This is a genomic window from Synechococcus sp. R6-10 (assembly GCF_047461815.1).
Taxonomy (GTDB): domain Bacteria; phylum Cyanobacteriota; class Cyanobacteriia; order Thermostichales; family Thermostichaceae; genus Thermostichus.
The window spans coordinates 1-1,174 of the sequence record NZ_JANSHW010000700.1 but is presented as its reverse complement, the minus strand read 5'-3'; the positions used below and the strand labels follow the sequence as shown (position 1 = coordinate 1,174).

The following is a 1,174-nucleotide window of genomic DNA, read 5'->3' as shown; positions in this document are numbered from 1 at the left end:
CCCAGGAGCGCGGGTGCAGTTTGCCATCTACTTCCTGCTGGACTCGCCCGCTTCCACCTTTGTGGTGTGCGATCCCTTGGCGCCTGGCTTGCAGTATGTGCCGGGCAGCCTGTCGGTGAGCACAGGGGGAGGGGGAGCCTTCATTCCGCCGGGTGGGGCCGTGCCGCCTGCTTGTGGGGGCATCAGCAACCCCAACGGTGTGGTGGTGGTGAACGTGGGGGGAGGCAGTTCTGGCTCAGCCGGGGTCATCCGTTTCGAGGTCACCGTTCCTAGGTGAAGCCCATTCCACACCTTGCCCCTCAACCGGGAGCAGCCTCTCATCCCAAGGTGTAGCCATGCCTTATCGGCTGGCGGAAGGGAAGTGGGAGTGGAATGGGAAATCCACTGCAGCCAGCGGTATATTTAGGGAGAGGAGGTCTTCGAGGTTAGCCGATTGCCAAGGCCCTCTTCAATAGCTATGGCTTGTTGCCGCAGGTGAGCAGGTGTGGATCCTCTTACTAGGCCATCTTGATTGACAGAGAGGCAAGGTGTGGGCAAATACAGTTCTAGGTTCGTATTGCCCCTGGTGGCTTGTGCGGCAGCGGCAGGTTTGCAGTTGCCTTCGCCGGCACAGACTACGATCATCGTCACCACCACAAGCGATGCCATAGCCAAAGGCGATGGGTGCTCTCTGCGGGAGGCCGTGATAGCCGCAAACACCGATTCAGCAGTGAATGAGTGTTCTGCGGGCTCAGGTGCAGACACGATTGTGCTGTCGGCAGGGACGACCTATACCTTGTCGATAGACGACGATGGGTCGGGACACCAAACCGACTCTGGAGCGAACAACGACGACCTGGACATTACCAGCACCATCACCATTCAAGGCAACGGGGCGACGATCCAGCGGAATACTTCGATAGCATGCGATCTAAACGGTAGTGCAGGCGGAGGCGAGTTTCGCATTTTCCATGTCAGCAGCGGAGGCAAGCTCAATCTACAAGGTGTAGCGATCGCCAGTGGCTGTGCGGATGGAGACGATCCAAATACTGCCGGTGGCGGTGTTTTTGTGGAGGTCGGCGGTCAGCTTGCAGTCTCCAATGTTCAGATCTCCAATAATGGGGCTTTTTCTTTCGGGGGCGGCATCTACAACCTGGGCACAGTAACCATTGACGCAGCGGGCATTGCCAACAAT

Annotated in this window: 2 protein-coding genes; both read left to right on the top strand. The window is 58.2% G+C overall.

Going from position 1 to position 1,174, the window contains the following annotated elements:
• Positions 1–277 (top strand): hypothetical protein (locus NW837_RS15405; protein WP_414332538.1); only part of this gene is annotated, 277 nt, incomplete at its 5' end.
• Positions 278–556: 279 nt separating this feature from the next.
• On the top strand, positions 557–1,174 hold a 618-nt coding region (locus NW837_RS15400; RefSeq protein WP_414332536.1), incomplete at its 3' end, for a hypothetical protein.